Origin of the sequence: Alkalicoccus halolimnae, from assembly GCF_008014775.2 — a bacterium.
Lineage (GTDB): Bacteria > Bacillota > Bacilli > Bacillales > Salisediminibacteriaceae > Alkalicoccus > Alkalicoccus halolimnae.
The window spans coordinates 2622314-2637750 of record NZ_CP144914.1; the positions used below are offsets into that span (position 1 = coordinate 2622314).

The following is a 15437-nucleotide window of genomic DNA, read 5'->3' on the forward strand; positions in this document are numbered from 1 at the left end:
TTATTGCTGCTCCGGTTCTTTTAACTCAGGAAAAAGTTCTGTTAATTCAACCCCAGGTCTTCTTAAACCGATGGAAAGTACTTTTAATTGTCCGCGGTTCTGTTAATTGCTGAAGCAGTTCTTTTAATTGCAGCCGAAGTTCTTTTTATTCAGCGCCAGCAGACGACGCCCTTGCGAGCACCCGCTTCCCGTCCCCCATCTCCAAAAAAAGCGGACCGCACGTCAGCGGTCCGCTTTACAACATTATTTATTTCAGCGCCGGCACCGGCAGAGAGCGCATCATGTAGCCGACGCCCCTGACCGTTTTGATATAGGCGGGATTTCGTTTGTTTGGTTCGATCTTCTGACGGATACGGCTGATAAAAACATCGACAATGCGTTCATCAGTCTCCATGCCGTTTTCGGATAGGCCCTGCAGCAGTTCTTTTCTTGTGAAAGACGTATCCGTATTCTTCATCATAAAGACGAGCAGATCGAATTCTTTACGTGTCAGGTCAATCCATTTCCCTTTCATCGACACCGCGTACTGCGTGCTGTCCACCTCGAGATCCCCATTTTGAAGCAGGCCGGGCACCATTTTTTTCGGCTTCTCCTGGCAGCACATCCGGCCGCGGCGGAGGACGGCCTTCATTCTTGCCGTAAGCTCCTTCTGCTTTACCGGCTTCGCCATGTAGTCATCGGCTCCAAGCTCCAGGCTCAGCACACAGTCCAGCTCGTCCTGTTTCTCTGTAAGCATAATCAGCGGCGTCCAGTCCTGTTTCTGGCGGATTTCCCTGCAAAGCTCAAATCCACTGCCATCACGCAGGTCTGTGGAAAGAACGATCCCTTCCGGATGGAGATGCAAAATGACCTTCAACGCTTCTCTGCGGCTTTCCGCCGTCCACGTTTCGAAACCCGCATCCTGAAAGGACGTTTCCAGTTCCCAGCGGATATTCTTATCAGACTCAATAATCAAAATTGCTCCTGTCTCTGCCATCTCCCCACCACCCGGTCTAGTTTAGGTCGAATCGTTTTCCGTTCACTTCGTAAATGATCCATTCGGCGATGTTCGTGCAGTAATCCCCGATTCTTTCCATATATCTTGCAATAAAGGCCAGCTGGGCAATTTGATCAGCCGTGAAATCCGAACGGAACAGTTCTTTTACGAATGCTCCGTAGGCTTCGTCCACTTCATCATCAAGTGCCGCAATCTGCTGGGCTTTAAGCACATTCAATTCATCGTAAGCAGCCATCACGTGAGTGATCATATAGCGGACTTTTTCTTCAAAAACAGCAAGTTCGTCCTTATAATGCTTAAACGCGTCATGAGAAGGCATGTGCAGAAATGCTTTGGCCATATCGACACTCAAATCTCCCATGCGCTCCAGATCACTGGACACTTTCAGGCATACGATAATGTGCCGCAGGTCGGAAGCGACGGGCTGCTGCTTCGCTATCATCAGCGTAGCTTCTTCGTTTATATTCAATTCCTGTTCGTTTATATTTTCATCTGCTTCAATAATTTCGTGCAGGACGCCTGTCTGGTAATCGGACATCGCTTCCGCTGTTCTAGTAAACGTTTTTTCAACATCTTTTCCCAGATGAAAAATTTCCTGTTTCAGCCTTTCCAACTCGGATAAAAACTGTGTGCGGATCATATAATTTCTCTCCTTTATCCGAACCGGCCGGTGATATAGCCTTCGGTGCGCTCATCTTCCGGGTTCGAGAAAATTTTATCGGTATGATCAAATTCGACAACTTCACCATTGAGGAAAAACGCCGTCCGGTCTGAAATACGCGCAGCCTGCTGCATGTTATGCGTCACGATCATGATCGAATATTTGGTCTTCAGCTCCCGGACAAGTTCTTCTACTTTCAGTGTTGATTTAGGGTCAAGAGCGGAAGTCGGTTCGTCCATTAAAATAACATCCGGTTCGATCGCAAGGCAGCGGGCGATACAAAGCCGCTGCTGCTGGCCCCCGGAAAGACCAAACGCATTTTCATTGAGACGGTCTTTTACTTCCTCCCAGATTGCAGCCCCTTTCAGGCTGTTCTCTACAATCTCAGCGAGGATTTTTTTGTCGCGGATTCCGTGGATTTTCGGTCCGTAAGCAACATTTTCAAAAACCGTTTTCGGAAATGGGTTCGGCTTCTGGAAAACCATGCCGACGCGGGTGCGAAGCTCTTCCACCGGAAAACGGCGGTCGTAAATATTGTCCCCGCGGTAGAAGATTTTGCCGGAAACTTTCACTTCAGGATTCATTTCCACCATCCGGTTTAACGTTTTAATATACGTTGATTTTCCGCACCCGGACGGTCCGATAATCGCTGTTACTTCGTTTTCCTTCTGTTCCATGTTGATATCTGTTAACGCGTGTGTGTCCCCATACCACAAATTCAATGACTCTGTGGCAAATACTGCTTTTTTCTCCTCCGGGGCCGGGGCCTCCGGACGTTTTTCGTTCTCTGGCTGTACCATTGCGCTTTTCATGAAAATACCTCCCCTTTTTTAATTCTCCTGAAAAACTTTTATTAAAAACGTTTCTGGAATTTATTGCGGATCAGAATAGCCGTTGAATTTAAAATAAACAAAATAACGAGCAGGACGATAATCGTCGCGGCTGCCAGAAACAGATATTCCGCTTCCAATGCAGCATCAATTGTCCAGTAATAAATCTGTACCGGCAGTACGGTAAAGCTGTCAAAAACGCTCGACGGCAGCGGGATGAGCAGTGCCGGAATACCGAGTGCTATCAGCGGAGCTGTTTCTCCGATTGCACGCGACATAGCAAGAATCATTCCTGTTAAAATACTTGGAAGTGCAGCCGGCAGAACGACATTTCTCACTGTCTGCCATTTCGTCGCTCCCATTCCAAAGGATGCTTCTCTCAAATAGGAAGGCACGGCGCGCAGCGCTTCCTGTGCTGCCACGATGACAATGGGAAGCACGAGCAGCGACATCGTCAAGCCGCCGGCAAGTACCACTGAACCGAAGCCGAGAATCCTTACAAACACGGTGAGACCGAGAAGACCGAACACGATCGACGGAACACCGGCAAGATTGGAAATGTTTGTTTCAATGAACGTCTGCAGACGCCCGCGTTTCGCATATTCCTCGAGGTAAATGGCACTGGCTACGCCGATAATCATCGTAAAGGGCCCCACAATCATCATCAGCCAGAGCGTTCCGGATATGGCTCCGATTATACCTGCATTGGCGGGATCAAAGGACATGACGCTCGTTAAGAAATCCCAGGTCAGCCAGCCGTAGGCGTCCGAGATTACGTCATAAAGAAGAATGGCGAGAACAACGAGACCGAAAACCGTGGAGGCAAAGAAAATTCCACGCACTATTTTATTTACAGCGAGCCGTTTCGGCATTCTCTTCTGAATATCTTTCTGGTCAATATATTCCATCGTCGTTTAGTACACCTCCCGGTAGCGCTTTGAGATATATTTGGCGAGCATATTCATCGAAAGTGTAAAAATAAACAACGTAATCGCCACTGCGTAAAGACTGTAGTAGGCAGTTGTTCCAGCTCCGGCGTCCCCGCTCGTCACTTCGACGATATAGGCCGTCATCGTCTGCATCGACTGGGTAATATCGAACGTTAAATTTTTCGTACTTCCGCTGGCTATAGTGACAATCATTGTTTCTCCAATCGCACGGGAAATACCGAGAACGAAAGATGCAATGATACCGGAAATCGCAGCCGGAATAACAATTTTTACTGTTGCTTCAAATTTCGTTGCCCCGAATGCCATCGCGCCTTCGCGCATTTGATTCGGCACAGCGCTGAGCGCATCTTCCGATAAAGAAGCGACCATCGGGATAATCATAATCCCCATTACAATACCCGGACTTAAAATGTTCGTCCGGTCAAGAATCGGTATAATTTCCCGCAGCACGGGTGTGACGAACGTAAAAGCGAAAAAGCCGTATACGATCGTAGGGATTCCTGCAAGTACTTCCACCATCGGTTTCAGTACCCGGCGGGCCCGGTCTGTCGCATATTCACTCAAGTAAACCGCTGTAGATAATCCGATCGGAATCGCAACCAGCATGGCTATAATCGTAGATAACAGCGTAGCGGAGAGCAATGGCAGAATACTGAAGGTCGGATTACTCGGGTTGAGCGGACTCATTTCCGTCGACAGGAAAAATTCCCTGAAGGAAACCTCCGAAAAAAACATGACCGTTTCTACTATTAAGGTAAGAAGAATTCCTACCGTTGTAACAACAGAAACCGAAGCCGCTAAAAATAATAGAAACGGTATTGCTTTTTCCAGCTTGTGCCGGCGGCTTTTCTGTCTTTTATCTTTAATCATTTCGTGAACGTTCATTGAATTAGCCATCCCCAGATGCCCCTCTCTTTCGTTTCAGTCAGTAAAAGGCAGGCGGCTTGATGCTCCGCCTCCTGCCTTCTGGAATTTATTCGATTGCTTCGACTTCCTCCTGGTATTCATCCAGCTCTTCTTCCGGAAGCGGAGCGAATCCAGTCTCCGGCGCCAGCTCACCGCCTACTTCAAAAACGTAGCGGGCAAAATCTTTCACGGCCGGATTTTCACTCGCGGCGTTAAGATTCAGGTTGGTAAACACCTGGCGGGTATAAGGTGCGTAGTCGCCTTCCAGATCGATATTATCCAGTGATGGAGTAATGTTTCCTTCTCCAAAGTCGATGGAAACAACTCCAAGAGAATCGGTATTGCCTTCGTAGTAACCGAATCCGAAGAATCCGATCGCATTTTCGTCCTCTGAGACCAGCTCAACAAGCGTGGAGTAATCCTGCTGAAGGTTAATCCCGTCAACGAGGTCCTGCTCATCGATCAGTTCTTCTACGAAAAATTCGTACGTTCCATGATTTTCATTCGGTCCATATTGATTGACTTCTTCATCCGGCCATTCCGAATTAATGTCAGACCACATTACTTCATCGTCTCCATCAATAGCTCCGGAAATAAAGAGAGATTCTACTTCTTCCACCGTCATTTCCGTCGCCCAGTCGTTGTCCGGGTGCAGAACGATTGTCATTCCATCAAGCGCAACTGGAAATTCCTGAGATTCGACTCCGTTAGCTTCCATCTCTTCCATTTCCTCGTCTGATACAGTACGCGACGCGTTAGAAAGATCTGTTTCTCCCTGCACGTAACGCTGCATGCCTGCACTCGTACCGGCACGGCTCACTTCGACACTGACGTTTGGATTTTCCTCTGTCATATATTCTTCAGCGATGCGTGACATTAGCGGATACACAGTTCCAGAACCGTCGATGGTTACACTGCCGCTTATTTCTTCTGAACTCTCGCTCTCGGATGCTTCTTCGTTGCCTCCGTTTGAACTTTCGTCCCCGGATGCTTCTTCATTGGCTGCGTTTCCGCTGGTCGTGTTTTCATCCCCGGATGCTTCTTCGTTGCCTCCGCACGCAGCAAATACTGCCATAGATCCGACTGCCATAAAACTTAGTGCATACTTTTTCATGTCACATATCCTCCTCTGATTTAAAAACGTTTAAGTTATTTCCTTACCCAAGACAAAGTATAATCTTTAATTGTTAACCTGAAATAAACTCCATGTTAAGGTTTGTAAAAGCAATGTAAATGTGTCATTTACAAATCGTCAGAAAAGTTCTCAATTCCTGGCACAGCAGGTCTCAGCCTTATATTTTTCCTTGAAATAAATTTGTATTTCACCTGAAAAAAATTATATTCCTCTGTTGACCTGGGATTGTTTATCGGCAGGAGGCAGAAGGAAATGAACAGAACGAAGAAAGGAAAACGGAGAACCTGAGTACGAATAAACAGTTTTCCGGGGATCAACAAAACCAGGCGGCCGATTAACAGAACTCATTCCCTCTTAAATTTTAGAACAAAAAAACACGCGCCAGTCAGCGCGTGTTTTCCAGGCTGTTTACAAAGTGATTTTTTCTGTATAAGTAGACAGTTGGCTGTTTCCGCTTTCGAAGAGTCGCTTTCCGGAGGGAACTCTCTCAGCTGACCTGTCTTTCATAAAACAAAGAATCATCCTTCCGGAGTCACCCTTTTACAGCTCCAGCATCTGAAAAAAAGAAAGACTTTTTTACGAAAACAAACGTGCTACAGGTTTCTCCTATAAAAAAAGTGATTTTCTCTGCAGTGTCCGGCGGGGACGCCAGTGGGATATAAGCGCAGTCTGAAGATCATTTCCCCTGTCCTGGAGACAGGGGAAATAGCTGAAGACAAGCCCCACGGCAGGCTTCCGCCGGTAAGCGGAGGAGAAAATACAAGGAATAGAATGAATATACTTCTTTCTTTACTGAATCAACACTCTGAAAAAACACGCGCCGGTCAGCGCGTGTTTTCTTCATATTCTTTTGACAGGCCGCGGAAAGCGAGCTGGACATAGCCGGAGTACTCTCCTTCTGCTTCCCTGATCAGATCGTTATGATTGCCGAAGTGCGGCAGATGCGTCAGCCACAGTTCCCCGGCATCCGCCTCTTCTGCGAGACGGCCGGCGTCAGTGCTCGACATATGGCCGTACCGGGCGGCGTCCTGCCCTTTATAAAAACTGCACTCCGCGATAATAAGATCGGCCCCTTCACTAAAAGCAGCCAGCTCCGGACTGTATACCGTATCAGCTGTATATACAATGGACCTTTTTTCTTCCTGAAGCCTGACCGCCATGCACGGGACAGGATGATCCGTTTTCATGAAGGAAAGCGTTACGCTGCCGCATGTGAGCTGGTCTGTTTCCTCATAAGTTTCCACTTTCGAAAAAGGTTCTTTATTAAACACTTCAAAAAAATCCTTTTCTGCTTTCGGAACGTGAAAATTCAGCGATTCATCCGAGTTTTCGAGTTCCATCGCGACGATCCGGCTGTATACGAGAGCACCAAGATCAGCGGTATGGTCATGGTGCCTGTGGCTGACGACTACATCTGTGATGTCCTCGAGCGGAGTAATGTGGGGCAGCGCAGATACGGCCCCGCTTCCACAGTCCAGCAGCATTACTTCTCCTTCTGACTCCAGTACAAAGCAGCTCGTAGCCCCGTCTTTTTCCGGGTAGGCTCCCCAGTAACCTGCTACTGATATTTTCATTTTTCATTCCTCCCTCTCTAAATGAATACTTCTATATACAGATGATATTTGCCTGCTCCTTACCGTTAATTTAACCGCTTCCGGAGGCTGATTACCGCTCTGATTGAAAGAACGTGTTATTTTTTGTCCATTTCTTCGACGATTTTTTGACCGAAGCGGCCCAGCTTTCCGTCTGCATAAGCCCGGATCACTTCCGGAAAAAGAGAGCGGAGAGCGTGCTTTATATACACGTCATTCCACCCTTCCTCCTCCATCTGTTTTTCCAGCTTTATGGCCGCCAGTACGGCTTGGGAAGTAGCTAGTTGATTTACTTTTTCCGCTGTCTCTTCGGCCGCTGTTTCCACATGTCCAATTCTCGAAAACCGGTCCCGGAGATGTTCATCTGTCTCTTCTGTAATAAACAGTCCGCTCCCATCCCGCCTCAGGCTTTCTGCATGACCGATATATTTTACAGAAGCCCACTGCAGTTCCGGATACGTTTCCCGAAGCTCCGCTGTCTCCTGTTTGGTCGCCATATTAATCAGTACCGTCTCCTCAAGCTGGACGCCGGCTTTTTTAAGATCCTTAACAAACGGTAGTATCTGATCGGCAGGAAGCGCCAAAACGAGGTAATCCAGCTTCGCCAGGTCATCTTTTTTCAAGACTTTAGTCGATAAATTTTTCGCTGCTTTCTTCGCCTTTTCCGCATCCGGGTGATAGAGTCCCGTCTCCAAATCCTGCTTCATCCACTGCGTGATCAGTGCTGTTCCGAGTTTTCCGATACCGGCTGTGCCCCAGGCTGCATGTTGTTTCATTATAATTATCCCCCTTTTATCCTCCGCCGAGCACCGCTTTTTTTACTTTTGTACAGCGCCGGCATTTATATATTCTCATCGATCTCATTTCTTCATCATATCCGGTATGGTCATAGCGGTGAAATCCTAAACGGCACGGTACAGGCAGATCCCGCTTGGCTGCCAGGGCTGCGGCCGCTGTTACTGCAGCTCCAGCAGCGATCAATCCGATCGATATGGGGGCCATTGAATCAAAGTACAGGATTAAGGAAATAACCCCTGCCGTAATCAGTAACAAACCCGTTGTTTTAATAAGCTGCAACATTTCTTCCTCCTGAAAATCCATTTCTTTGTGCTCGTGTTAATAAGCTTCTGTTCTTCCTTTTCCCTTTCCTGCCTTGCTGAAACGAAAGCGCTTCTGGATGCTTTTTCATCGATTCACAAAACGATCATAATTAACAAGATTCTCCCTATTGTTTTCATACTTAAAATGTCATATTTTTAAATCAGGACATCGATAATACTGCTTTTAAATATGGCTGCCTTGAAAATAAAGTATTGAATCGATGAACGTGCGCTTTCGTTTCCATGGGGACGCTTTCCGGGCGGGCCGGCCTCAGCTAATTCCGTCCTCCCTTCCGTCGGGCGGAATGGATCTTCGGCTCGTCCTTGATCGCCCCGGAGTCGTCCCATGTCCACTCCAACTTACGGTATAAAAGAGCGCTCATCATCTGCCTTCTAATTAAAGAAACCCCTTCTTGAACATTATTGATTCGACCTGTATAGAAGGGGATTTCCATTCCTATAGAAGGCTATTTTTCATCCCTCATGCTGCAAGGCTTTTGCATGAATGTCTCTGTTAAAGCTCCTCCACGGCTGAGCTGAAGCGGAGTTTCTTATATTTATCAATAACAGACTTTAATACAGCTTTAAATATAGAAAGGAAGAGACCGTATGAATGGAAAACTTATTTCAATAATTGGGTTTACTGCTCTTTCACTCGGGCTGCTCGTTTTTGTTTTCTCCAGCAACGGCGGAACCGAAGACGTACGGGAGCTTGTAGAAGGGTACAGCGCCGGGACTCTCAACGCCGAGGCCGCTTCTATTTCCTCCCACGATCTGATGGTAAAAGGCAGCGGTGGATCGCAGACAACCTATGACACGTCTGAAGAGGAATTTTTTGTTTCCATCGCTCCTTACGTGGACGAAACCCATCCGTGAAGCATTCATAACCTGACAGGTTGTCAGGGAGAGCTTGCAGGAGAAGAGTTTGAGGTCCTGATTAAAGATGCCGATGGAAAGACTTTTATAGACGAGACGATGACAGCTCCCGACCACGGTTTTCTTGACCTGTGGCTGCCCCGCGACGAAACCTACCACATCGCGATCGGGCACGATGGGAAAACAACCGGGGGAGAAATTTCCACTTATGAAGGAGACGATACGTGCATTACTACAATGCAGCTTTCGTAATAAAAAGGCTGCCTTGAATATAAAGTATTGAATCGATGAACGTGCGCTTTCGTTTCCATGGGGACGCTTTCCGGGCGGGCCCATGAAAACGAAAAAATCCCGAAGGCCTGGGGCCTCCGGGATTATCTTTATGCTTCCTGTGCTTCCGGGTAGACGCTCACTCGCTTGCGGTCACGTCCGACGCGTTCAAACTTAACAACACCGTCCACTTTTGCAAATAGTGTATCGTCTCCACCAATTCCTACGTTTACACCAGGGTAAACGCGAGTCCCGCGCTGACGCACGAGGATAGAACCGCCTGTAACAGACTGTCCGTCCGAGCGCTTGGCACCAAGACGCTTGGAAATGGAGTCACGTCCGTTCTTCGTACTACCTACACCTTTTTTCTGGGCGAAAAATTGAAGATCCAGCTTCAAGAACATAGTCTTCACCTCCTGTGTATTTAAGATTTTACAGATATAAACTCTCCGTACTGCTCCTCCATCGTTAAAAACGACACGAGCATTCCTTCGAGTAATAATTGAATTCTGCTTTGCACCGCTTCTGAAAGTCCGTCTGGAACTTCAGCGTATAAAAAGCCGCCTTCGCCTTCCATGTCGAGCTCGAGTTTCGTTCCTGCCAGTTCATAAACAGCGTTTACGAGGCCGAAAGAAACAGCTGATGCTCCGGCACAGACGAGATCGTATCCATAAGGACCTGATTCGGCGTGACCGCTCATACGAAACGATGTTATTTCTCCTTCATCATTCCGGTTAAATCGGATGTGAATCATGAGAAATCCTTACGCGTCGATCTTGTCGATCGTTACTTTTGTGTAAGGCTGACGATGACCCTGTTTGCGGCGATAGTTCTTCTTCGCTTTATACTTGAATACCGTCAATTTCTTGCCGCGGCCGTTCTTTTCGACTTTACCAGTTACTGTAGCTCCGTCGATGATAGGAGAACCTACCTTTGTTTCTTCACCGCCTACAAGAATTACCCGGTCAAAAGTTACAGTAGCTCCAGCTTCTACGTCAAGCTTTTCTACGTATACTTCCTGACCTTCCGTTACTTTTACTTGTTTTCCACCAGTTTCAATAATTGCGTACATGTTGCGCACCTCCTCTTTGACTCAGACTCGCCTTTGCAGGTGCGTCAAACGCTTGAAAACCTGCTCCGTGCGGTTACAGTATTTGGGCGCAGCCAAATAACTAACAAAGGAAATCATATCACAGAAATTCGAGCACGGTCAATTGTTTTCTTTAAGGCGGATTCCCTTATCCTGCAGTTCTTCTATGCTGCCGGTTCGTGCAATCAAAAAGCCGCCCGCATCTTCCTTTTCACGGAGGAAAACAGCAGGACCGTCTCCGAAGGAAATTTCCGTCTGCTTCTGCACATACCGGTATAGACGTGGAGCTGCTTCTATGAGAACCGCTTCTATATCCTTGAGCGCTGTTACGGTGCGGGCCATATCCTCCAGGAGTTTTTCTTCCCGGAGAATCCTCCCCGATCCACCGCATGCCTCGCATGACTTCATTAAAATCTGCTCCAGTGTCTTTCTGGACTGCTTGCGCGTCATTTCCACGTAGCCGAGATTCGTAAAGCCGATAACGTTTGTAATCGTCCGGTCGTTTTTGGCTGCTTCTTTCAGCACCTGCAGCACTTCCCGGCGCTGGTGGTCTTTAGGCATATCGATAAAATCGATAATGATGATGCCGCCGATGTTGCGGAGCCGCAGCTGCCTGGCTATTTCTGCCGCTGCTGTTTTGTTCACTTCAAAAGAAGTACCGGCAAGCTCACTCCCTCCGCGTCCGGTGAATTTAGACGAATTCACGTCGATTACCGTCATCGCTTCCGTCTGTTCAATCAGGAGTGAAGAGCCGTTTTTCATCCATACAAACGGACGGAGCGTTTTTTCGAGTTCGCGGTCCATTCCTTCTTTATGAAAGAGATCCGTTTCCCGGCGCCATTCCACCTGCCGGGTGAAGCCCTGGTGCTTCCAGTCGGAGGCAAGTGCTGCGTCGTTTGTTTTGACGATTGTTTTTTCATCTGTTAAAAAGTCCCTTTCCACACGGGAAGCGGCCGAAGATTGATCGTCAAACACCGTTCCCGGAGCAGCGGGAAATTTCTCCAGCATTTTTTCATATTTACGACGGAGGTGATAAAACTCCTTTTCGAGAACATCGACCTCCTGTGAGCCCGCGTTCGTCCTTACTATCAAGCCTTCCTCTTCGGCGCACCACGAAGAAGCCGCTTCACGAAAAGCATCTCTCGTCTCGTCGTCAAGTTTTTTTGAGATAGCAGTATAGCCTCCGAAAGGCATGTAGATAATATAGCTGCCGGCGATGGAGAGAAGCATCGTAAGCGTCGGCCCTTTAGACCCTGCAGCTTCTTTTTTTACCTGGACAAGGATGCGGCCTCCAGTCTGGAGCATCTGGGCTATGGCAGGCTCCTTTCCTTCCTTATTGAGCTTCCAGCGCTGATGGGCCGGATGTTCCTTTTTATGTAAATACCCATGCTTCTGCAGACCGACATCAATAAAAGCGGCGTCCATGCTGCTGAGAACGTTCACGATTTTCCCGCTGATAATCATTCCTTCTTTCAGTGGTGCATCCGGATCGTCAAGGAGCCATTCCTGTACCTTTCCTTCTTCCAGAACCGCGCCACGGTGGCCGGCAGTTGTTTTTTCCAATATTACCTGTCTGTTCATCGGTGCACCTCCCTGCTTAAGCAAGTATACCGCCCGGCGCGGTAAATGAAAAGAAGCTAGTTGTGAAGTACTCCTAATCAGCTTTTCCCCTGATAACAAAAGCTGGAAAAGGGAAAACCTCCCCGACCGCGTTGGTCAGGAAGGTTTTTAGACTTATCTTGTAACCATTTTTTATTTCGTCAGCGTTCGCTGCAGCTCTGCCTATTCTTTTACGGAACCGGAAGTTAGTCCGGCAACGATGCGGCGCTGGAACATGAGAACGATAACGACAATCGGGATTGTCACAATAACTGTCGCAGCGGTGATGTCGCCCCATGGAATTGTGTACTGGGACTGATACATTGAAAGACCGACCGGAATCGTGCGCCAGCTGTCTGCGGAGTTGATCGTCAATGCAAAAATATACTCGTTCCAGGCAGCGATAAACACAAGAATCGCTGTCGTAAAGACTCCGGGAGCGGCAAGTGGAAAGATAATTTTTCTGAATGTCTGGAACGGCGTCGCCCCGTCAAGCTTGGCTGACTCTTCCAGTTCAAAAGGAATCTTCTGAAAGAAAGTAGCGAGAATCCAGATCGCAAGCGGAAGGCTGATCGTAATATACGGGATAACGAGACCCATATAGCTGTTACGAAGGCCAAGGCCCTGAATCAGATTGAAGATTGGAGAGATAATCGCAATCTGCGGAAACATCGCTGCCGCAAGGACGATACCGAGGATCGTGCCTTTGAATTTAATCGGAAGACGCGTCACTGCATAAGCTGCAAGAGAGGCAACGGATATCGCGATGATTGTCGTCAGGGATGAAACGGCAATACTGTTCCACATGTAAAGAAACAGAGGCCTTGTCTCCACTGCGTTAATATAGGACTGTATCTGCGGGTTGGCCGTAAACCATTCAAATCCCGAGTAGATTTCACCCGGCGGCTTGAAGGAAGTCAGAAGAACCCAGATAAACGGAAACATGGTGATAAAGATAAATATACTTAAGAAAATATAAAACGGAAAACCGGCTTTTTTCCTCATATTGGCTGCCTCCTTTTAGCTTTTTCCTTTTTTGCCTTCGAACAGATCCGAACCGATCAGCTTAATGAAGAGAATACTGATAATCGCTACAGAAACGAACATGATTACGGAAAGAACAGAGCCTTCCCCGAAATTCTGCTGGGCGAAAAGAACCTGATAAGCATATACGGAAACAGATTCGGTACTGTTCGCCGGACCACCGCCGGTCAATACGTAGATCAAGTCAAATACCCGGAACGCGTCAAGTGTCCGGAAGAGAAGCGCAACGAGAATCGCTGACTTCAGCATCGGCAGGGTGACATACAGGAATTTCTGGAACCTCCCTGCTCCGTCCACTTCCGCTGCTTCATAGAGCGAGCCGGATATCGTCTGCAGCCCTGCAAGCAGGAGAAGCGCCATATAAGGCATCGTTTTCCATACATCTGCTAAAATTATCGAGAACATCGCTCCTGAGCCGGAACTTAACAGCACAGAGGCTTCAGAGATAAGCCCCAGCCGCTCAAAATATTCCGCTACTATACCGAACTGGCCGTCGTAAAGGTAACTCCACATCATTGCACTGACGGCGGTCGGAATGGCCCACGGAATAAGTACGGCTGCACGAACAGCGCCCCGTCCGATGAATGCACGGTTAATAACCAGTGCGACTGCCAATCCGATGACGAGTTCAAAAAACACGGATATGGCGGTAAAAAACACCGTGTTCCACATCGACTGCCATGTTCTTGCTTCGGTTAAGTATTTCCCGTAGTTGGCTAAACCGATAAAGTTCGGGCGGATCATCGCCCGATCCATCTGATCTATCGTCCCGCTTGCCCCGGACAGGTATTCCTGCAGCTCTTCCTCTTCTGTCTGCTCGAAAAATCCGGACAATTCCTCACTGGACGATTCGAGAACAGCAATATATTCTTCCGTGAAGTTATTGCTGATTTCACCGTACTTCAAATCGGTGTCATTGACGGGTTCAAAATTCATTACCATTTCATCTACAGTCGCATATTGATCGGCCAGGTTATCAGAAGTAACGATCTGCTCATGATACTCCTGAATCTCGGCGTCAATCCGCGTCACTTCCTCCTCCAGATCCGAACCTTCTACCTCTTCCTGAAGCGAACTGATGTCCCTTTCATAAAAGAAATAGTTGTCGGCATAACGCTCAAGGTCAATCTGGTAGCTGAGAGTTGTCTGGTTACGGGTTGGGTCGTTCAGCCGGTAGTCAAACATACTGTTATAAAACGACTGGGCCACCGGCCACAGCGTTATCGCAAAAATCAGCAGGAGAGCCGGTGCGACCATCATATAACCGAGCTGTTTCTCATTTAGTTGGAAACGTTTTTTCTTTTCGCCCATCAAAGGTTCCTCCTTCACATCCGTTAATTATGATCTGGTCTTGATATCGATTTCAGTTAAAAAAGCCGAAGTTCCCCCTCTGTTACGTCGATTCCCGGATGACAAGCTCCAGCGGAAGAATCTCTCTCGTATAGGTGACTTCACGATTATTGGCGACCATGTCCAGCATGACCTGCATCGCTCTCGTCCCCATATATTTCATCGGCTGATCGATGGTTGTAATTCCCGGATCAATGAGTTCGGCAATCGGCTGGTTATCAAATCCCACAACGGCCAGATCTTCCGGTATACGAAATTTCATTTTTTTCGCTTCACTGATGATGCCGGCTGCCACTTCGTCCCCTCCGGCAAAAATAGCCGTTGGACGATTCTCCATCGCATAAATACGCCTGAACACTTCCTTGCCGTCTTCAATTCCATAGGAACTTGAGAATACAAATTCCTCCTGAACCGGCAGATCTGCTTCCATCATTGCTTCTTCGTAGCCGCGGTAGCGGTCTCTTGTAAGTTCTATACGAAGAGCACCTCCTGCACAGGCAATTTTTGTATGTCCACGTTCAATCAGGTGCTTTACCGCCATATATCCCCCCTGCTTCTGGTCACAGAGAATGCTCGGCATTTGGGCTTTTGAATCGTATTCATTACAGCTGATAACGGGACCGTAGCGGGTATACGGTTCAATGTCCTCCCACTTGTTCTGGAGGGAAGCGAGAATTACTCCGTCCACCTGCTTCGTTTTCAACAGTTCGAGATGCTGGAGTTCACGTTTTTTCTCCAGTCTGGAATCGCAGAGCACCAGCTGATACCCCTCCTCCGTTGCAATTTCACCCATAGCATCCACGAGGTGGCTGAAAAAAGGATTCACGATGCGGGAGATAATTACCGCAATTGTATTCGTACGCTGCCCGCGCAGTCTTCTTGCAGAGGAATTCGGCACATAACTTAATTCTTCCATCGCTTCGAGCACTTTTTTTCGTTTCGTTTTATCTACATAAGGATGGTTATTAATGACCCGTGAAACTGTAGTAGGAGAAAGACCAGTTTTTAATGCAATGTCCTTAATCGTTGCCACACCT

Annotated in this window: 18 protein-coding genes and 1 other annotated feature; of the genes, 1 reads left to right on the plus strand and 17 read right to left on the minus strand. The window is 47.7% G+C overall.

The features are described 5' to 3' along the window. Positions 1-247 precede the first annotated feature (247 nt). The 10 genes from FTX54_RS12130 to FTX54_RS12175 form a co-directional block, all read right to left on the minus strand. The gene (locus FTX54_RS12130; protein ID WP_147803530.1) at positions 248-976 is read right to left on the minus strand and encodes a response regulator transcription factor; all 729 of its coding nucleotides are present in this window, start codon (positions 974-976) and stop codon (positions 248-250) included. Between the two features lie 16 nt (positions 977-992). Next, complete coding sequence (phoU, locus tag FTX54_RS12135) at positions 993-1637, minus strand: phosphate signaling complex protein PhoU (protein WP_147803529.1); 645 nt, start codon at positions 1635-1637, stop codon at positions 993-995. 14 nt (positions 1638-1651) lie between these two features. Next, entirely contained in the window at positions 1652-2470 is an 819-nt protein-coding gene (gene pstB, locus FTX54_RS12140; protein WP_147803528.1) for a phosphate ABC transporter ATP-binding protein PstB, read from the minus strand. 41 nt (positions 2471-2511) lie between these two features. Then, entirely contained in the window at positions 2512-3396 is an 885-nt protein-coding gene (gene pstA, locus FTX54_RS12145; RefSeq protein WP_147803527.1) for a phosphate ABC transporter permease PstA, read from the minus strand. 6 nt (positions 3397-3402) lie between these two features. After that, entirely contained in the window at positions 3403-4335 is a 933-nt protein-coding gene (pstC, locus tag FTX54_RS12150; protein WP_147803526.1) for a phosphate ABC transporter permease subunit PstC, read from the minus strand. 76 nt (positions 4336-4411) lie between these two features. Continuing rightward, complete coding sequence (locus FTX54_RS12155) at positions 4412-5458, minus strand: substrate-binding domain-containing protein (protein ID WP_147803525.1); 1047 nt, start codon at positions 5456-5458, stop codon at positions 4412-4414. 845 nt (positions 5459-6303) lie between these two features. Beyond that, positions 6304-7053 carry an MBL fold metallo-hydrolase gene (locus tag FTX54_RS12160; RefSeq protein ID WP_147803524.1) on the minus strand — a complete coding sequence of 250 codons (750 nt, stop codon included), beginning with the start codon at positions 7051-7053 and terminating at the stop codon, positions 6304-6306. A gap of 116 nt (positions 7054-7169) precedes the next feature. After that, positions 7170-7847, minus strand: coding sequence for an NAD(P)-binding domain-containing protein (locus FTX54_RS12165; protein ID WP_147803523.1), 678 nt, complete (start codon positions 7845-7847; stop codon positions 7170-7172). A gap of 16 nt (positions 7848-7863) precedes the next feature. Next, on the minus strand, positions 7864-8151 hold the full coding sequence (locus FTX54_RS12170) for a hypothetical protein (RefSeq protein ID WP_147803522.1): 288 nt from the start codon (positions 8149-8151) through the stop codon (positions 7864-7866). Between the two features lie 176 nt (positions 8152-8327). Next, positions 8328-8519: a hypothetical protein gene (locus FTX54_RS12175; RefSeq protein ID WP_147803521.1), complete on the minus strand. Its 192-nt coding sequence runs from the start codon at positions 8517-8519 to the stop codon at positions 8328-8330. 261 nt (positions 8520-8780) lie between these two features. Between FTX54_RS12175 and FTX54_RS16835 the strand changes: the two genes are divergently transcribed. Beyond that, on the plus strand, positions 8781-9299 hold the full coding sequence (locus tag FTX54_RS16835; protein ID WP_187254512.1) for a CueP family metal-binding protein: 519 nt from the start codon (positions 8781-8783) through the stop codon (positions 9297-9299). A 128-nt stretch (positions 9300-9427) separates the two neighbouring features. On the opposite strand, the gene rpmA is transcribed toward FTX54_RS16835, so the two are convergent. The 7 genes from rpmA to FTX54_RS12220 form a co-directional block, all read right to left on the minus strand. Next, the gene (gene rpmA / locus FTX54_RS12190; protein WP_147803520.1) at positions 9428-9721 is read right to left on the minus strand and encodes a 50S ribosomal protein L27; all 294 of its coding nucleotides are present in this window, start codon (positions 9719-9721) and stop codon (positions 9428-9430) included. A gap of 20 nt (positions 9722-9741) precedes the next feature. After that, complete coding sequence (locus tag FTX54_RS12195; RefSeq protein WP_147803519.1) at positions 9742-10071, minus strand: ribosomal-processing cysteine protease Prp; 330 nt, start codon at positions 10069-10071, stop codon at positions 9742-9744. Positions 10072-10080: 9 nt separating this feature from the next. Continuing rightward, entirely contained in the window at positions 10081-10389 is a 309-nt protein-coding gene (gene rplU / locus FTX54_RS12200; protein ID WP_147803518.1) for a 50S ribosomal protein L21, read from the minus strand. A 13-nt stretch (positions 10390-10402) separates the two neighbouring features. Then, positions 10403-10474: a sequence feature (ribosomal protein L21 leader region), on the minus strand. A 53-nt stretch (positions 10475-10527) separates the two neighbouring features. Then, positions 10528-11988, minus strand: coding sequence for an Rne/Rng family ribonuclease (locus FTX54_RS12205; RefSeq protein ID WP_147803517.1), 1461 nt, complete (start codon positions 11986-11988; stop codon positions 10528-10530). Positions 11989-12189: 201 nt separating this feature from the next. Then, positions 12190-13011 carry a carbohydrate ABC transporter permease gene (locus FTX54_RS12210; RefSeq protein WP_147803516.1) on the minus strand — a complete coding sequence of 274 codons (822 nt, stop codon included), beginning with the start codon at positions 13009-13011 and terminating at the stop codon, positions 12190-12192. Positions 13012-13026: 15 nt separating this feature from the next. Next, positions 13027-14361 (minus strand): carbohydrate ABC transporter permease, encoded by a 1335-nt coding sequence (locus FTX54_RS12215; RefSeq protein ID WP_147803515.1) that lies wholly within the window; start codon positions 14359-14361, stop codon positions 13027-13029. Between the two features lie 82 nt (positions 14362-14443). Further along, positions 14444-15433 carry a LacI family DNA-binding transcriptional regulator gene (locus tag FTX54_RS12220; RefSeq protein ID WP_147803514.1) on the minus strand — a complete coding sequence of 330 codons (990 nt, stop codon included), beginning with the start codon at positions 15431-15433 and terminating at the stop codon, positions 14444-14446. Positions 15434-15437 lie beyond the last annotated feature (4 nt).